The following is a 4,431-nucleotide window of genomic DNA, read 5'->3' as shown; positions in this document are numbered from 1 at the left end:
CGACCAGAAAGCGGAAGACGTTCTTGCGCGGGCCGTCCAGCACACCCGAAAAACCTTGCACCGGCTGGCGGTTGGCAAACGGCGGCAGGTTGCTGCCATAGGGGTTGGGCCCGGCAAACTGGCCCGAGGTGGGGCCGTCTGCAAAGGTGGCGGCAGGCATCTGCGCCCAACCGGTCAGCACCTGCGCTTGGGCGGTGCCGGCGCACAGCAGTGCGGCAGCGAGTGGGAGCAGGGCAGTCGACAAACGGGGCGTCAGGCGCATGGCTTTCCTTGGGGTGCGGTGAAAGGGTCGCCTGCGATGGTCTGTGGTGCAGATGACGCGCCGGTGTCAGCCCAGCGCTGCGCCATGCTCCGAACGCATCAGGTTGGCCGCTACTTCAGCTTGAGCGCCTCGGCCACGTCGTCCCACGCCACGTACTTGAAGTTCTGCGGGCCGCTCGGCAGCTGCTTGAAGCCGTCTTGCACCACCAGCAGGCCACGCTCGAAGCCGGGGCCGAACGAGGCCGAGCTGACATCGAGGCCGTCGGTTTCAGACACCCCGTCGATGCGCGCATCAAGGTTCATGCCGATGCGAAACGCGCCGCGCACGCGGTAAGGCGGTGCGGCATCGAGCACCACGAAGCTGTTGTTGCCCTGGCTGGAGACCACCAGCCAGCTCTGCTTGGCGCCACGGTACAAGCCCATGCCTTCCACATCGGCGTGCAACAAGCCACCCACTGGCAGCACGAGCTGGGGTTTGGCGGCGCGGCCTGCGTCGGTGGGCAGGGCCCACACGCCGCGCTTTTCTTCACCGAGAAACACCTGCCCGGCTTCGTCGTCGGCAACACAGCCTTCGGGTTGCGTGGACAGCTTGAACTCGCGCAGTCGCGTTCCCACGATGTCGGCGCCACGGCGCTCCACACGCAGCTGTTGGTAGGCACCGCTCTTGTCGTTGACAAACACCTCCAGCGCGCCCGCCGGGTTGCGGTGCAGGCAGATGCCGTAGATGTCGTCGAAGCCGGTGGGCAGCCGCGCCAGCTCGCTCAGCTCGCCTTCGGCGCCGATGCGCCACAGCACCACGGCCTTGTCGTCGCGCTGCGTGGCGGCGGCAATGTCCATGCGCTCGCCACCGAGCAACACCGCTTGCCGCAGGTCGACGTTGTTGACGCGGCCCACGGGCAGGAACTGGCGCTCGCGGCCTTGCAGGTCATACACCGCGAGGCCACGCTTCTTGTCGGTGGCCAGCACCAGCGAGCGGGTGGCATCGCTCGCGTGGCGCCAGATCGCGGGGTCGTCGGCGGCGTCACCGAACTGCGCCACCGGGGCCGTTTGCACACGCGCCTTCACCACCGGCAGTGGGGGCGGCGAGCCGGCTCCTTTGGCGAACGGGCGTGGCACTGCCTGGGCCGACCAGCGGCCTGCGTTGTCATCGCGCACGGCGAGCTGCCAGCCGCCGGCCGTGGGCCAGGCCGACAGGGCGTCGGGGTCTGATGGCGCGGGCAGGGGCAACGAGGCCGTCCGCTGCCAGGCTTTGCGTTTGTGCTGCGCGAACAGCAATCGCCCGGCGCCCGCATCGGCCACCACGATCCCACCGGGCAACACCGCCAAGGGCCCGCCGCCTTGCTGCAGCGGGCCATGAGGCCGCCGCAGCAGCACCGGCTCGCGGGTGGGGCTGCCTTCGGCGTCGGCGCGGTGCGACCACACGCCATCGGGGCCGCTGACAAAGAGCTGCGCGTTGGCATCGTCCACACGGCAGCTCTCGGCCTCGGGCGCCACCGCGAGGCGGCGCACCAGCTGGGCGCCGTCGCCATGCAGCACCCACTGCTGCGCCAGCCCGTCCCTGCCGATCACGAAGCCGTGGTCTTGGCCCTGCGCGTCGCGGTAGAGGCACAAGGCCGACACCGTGCCGGTGCTGTCGGGCAAGGGGTCGAGCACACGCCAGGTGTTGCGGGTGAGGTCGATGCGCAGTGGCAGCACGCGCTCGGTGTTCGAGTCGAGCAGCACCGCGGTGGCGCTGCCGTTGCCGGCGCGCACGTCGAGCAGCTCGCCGCGCAGCGGCAGCTGCTGGTGCGATTGACCGTCGGCGCCGATCAGCGCCAGGCCCTTCTTGCCGAGCACCAACCAGGCGCCGCCGGGGAGGGCGGCGAACTCGGTGGCGCCGGCCGATGCCGCAGGCAGGGCGGGCGCCGCCGCAGCGCTCGTGGCCAAAGCCGCCAGCAGCAGGCTGGCCAGGGCGTTGAACAAGGGATGGTGGGTCAAGGCGCTCATTCCAGGGTGTACTTCAGGCTCAGGCGGTAGCTGCGGCCGTAAGTCTCCCACTGCGCGTTGCGCTGGGAGCTGCCGGTGTAGACGTAGTACTTGGCGTCGTTCAGGTTCTGCACGTCGAAGGAGAGTTGCAAGGACTTGCTCAACGCATAACGCGCCGACAGATCGAACTGCGTCTGCGCATCCACATAGAGGTCGCGGTTCGCATCGAGCACGTCGCTCACTTCGAGCAGGTAGCGCGACTTGTAGTTGCCTGCCAGACGCAGGCTCCAGACCGGCGTCTCGTAGCCCAGCACCAGGTTCAGCACGCGCTTCGACTGGCTCGGCAAAGTGATGTTGCGAGACGCGGTGGCGCCGCTGTCGGCATCAAAGCGAGCGATGTCGGCGCTGGAGTTCGAGAAGGTCGCGTTGGCCGAGATCAACAGGCCGTTCCATGGCGCCGGCAACGAACGCAGGCTTTGTGAATAGGCCAGCTCCAGGCCGCTGACACGCGCGCGCTCGCCGTTGGCAAAGGTGACGGCTTCGTCGAACGCCGCCCACGGCCCGGTGCCTGCCAGGTCGGTCTGGTAGACGAAGTTGCGGATGCGCTTGTGGAAGGCATAGGCCGAGACCACACCCGCATAACCGAGCCGGCGCTCCACACCGACGTCGAGGTTGGCCGATTTCAGCGGCGCGAGGTTCGGGTTGCCGAACTGTGCTTCGTTACCGTCGATGGCGAAGCCGGGGGCGAGCTGGCCGAATGTCGGGCGCACCACCGAGTTGGACCACGCGGCGCGGAATGTGGTGCTCGTGTCGAGGTCGCGCCGCAGGTGCAGGCCCGGCAGCCAATGGCGGTGCGAGGTCTGCACCGTGGTGTCGCTGAACACGCCATCGGTCACGCCGGTGCCGTCGGCACGCAGGCGGGTGCCTTCGTAGCGCACGCCGGCCAGCACGCGCCACTGGCTCACGTCGAAGCTGCCTTGCACATAAGCCGCGTCGATGTTCTCGCGGATGCGGAAGTTGTTGATGCGCGATTCCTGCTCGTCAACGAAACCGCTCAGATCCAGGCCTTGGTAGATCGCGTGGATCGGCGCGGCACTCAGGCTCGGCCCGAAGTGGCCCAACGGGTAGTTGACGTCGGGCCCCTGGGAGTTGACCAGGCCCAGCTGCGCGGGCGACAGCGAAAACGGTGCGTCTTCAAAGTCTTCCAGCACCCAGGTGGTTTGCGCGTGGGTCTTGCTGCGGCGGCTGGCCTTGGCGCCGAACTTCAGCTCGCCGGGCGCGCCGAAGAGCTGGGTCTGGCGCGTCAGGTCGAAGCGCAGGTTGTGCTCGCGGTCTTTGGCGAGCGTGCGTTCGAGTTCGATTTCGCTCAGCGCATACGGTGCGGCGCTGTTGATCGCATCGGGGCCGATCAGGCGCGGCCGGCGTGGGTTGCTGAAACCCACGCCAGAGAAGTCTCCACCCTCGAAGCTGGCGCCCGCCATGTGCTGCGGCGTGTTTTCCTTCGAGCGGCTGAGGCCGGCGGCCACACCGAGTGTCCAGTCGCCGAACTGCTGGTCGGTGCCCAGCGTGAGCGAGAAGATGCGCTGCGTTTCCTTGCGGTCTTTCAGCTCGCGTGTGCTTTGGGCGTCACCGAGCGTGCCTTCGGTTTGCGGGTCGGCAAATTCAACGATGTGCGCCTGGCGGGTTTCTTGGTCGCTGAAGCGGCTCACCATCGAGCGCAGGTAGTAGGCGCTGCCGTTTTGCGGGCGCAGCTCGAGGTTGACCGCAGCCCCCACCCGCTCGCGCGTGATGCGGTAGTCGCGCCGCTCGAATTCTTCCAGCGCGTCGCCATCCCAGGCACCGCCGGTTTCGGTGTTGTCCGAGCCGAAGCGGCGGCGCTCGCCGTTCAGGCCCACGGCCACGCCGAGCTTGCCGTCCATGAAGCGGTCGCTCCACACCGCCGAGCCGAAGGGGCTGGTCTGCGTGGTGTTGCTGCTGTGGCCGGCCCCGAGCTCGGCCGAGAACAACGAGCCCTTGCGGTCGAAGGCCGACAGCGACTTGATGTCGATGGTGCCGCCCAGCGAGTTGGCGTCCATGTCGGGGGTGAGTGTCTTGGTGACTTCGAGCGCGCCGATCAGCGACGAAGGCAACACGTCGAGCATCACCGCACGGCGGTCGCGCTCGGGCGAGGGCACCAGGCTGCCGTTGATGGTGACGGCGTTCAGG

The 4,431-nt window shown here is 68.2% G+C and carries 2 protein-coding genes and 1 pseudogene; all 3 read right to left on the bottom strand.

The window, feature by feature from the left end:
• A pseudogene (locus RMO40_RS02680) lies at nucleotides 1-262 on the bottom strand (hypothetical protein); the annotation flags it as partial.
• A gap of 110 nt (nucleotides 263-372) precedes the next feature.
• Entirely contained in the window at nucleotides 373-2,247 is a 1,875-nt protein-coding gene (locus RMO40_RS02675) for a phytase (RefSeq protein WP_489660093.1), read from the bottom strand.
• Nucleotides 2,244-4,431, bottom strand: a 2,188-nt coding sequence (locus RMO40_RS02670) for a TonB-dependent receptor (protein ID WP_309715917.1), incomplete at its 5' end; no start/stop codon positions are given. The genes RMO40_RS02675 and RMO40_RS02670, both read right to left, overlap by 4 nt.

Source organism: Rhizobacter sp. (assembly GCF_031412075.1).
Lineage (GTDB): Bacteria > Pseudomonadota > Gammaproteobacteria > Burkholderiales > Burkholderiaceae_C > Rhizobacter.
The sequence above is the reverse complement of the archived record's forward strand: the minus strand, read 5'-3'. Positions and strand labels throughout refer to the sequence as shown.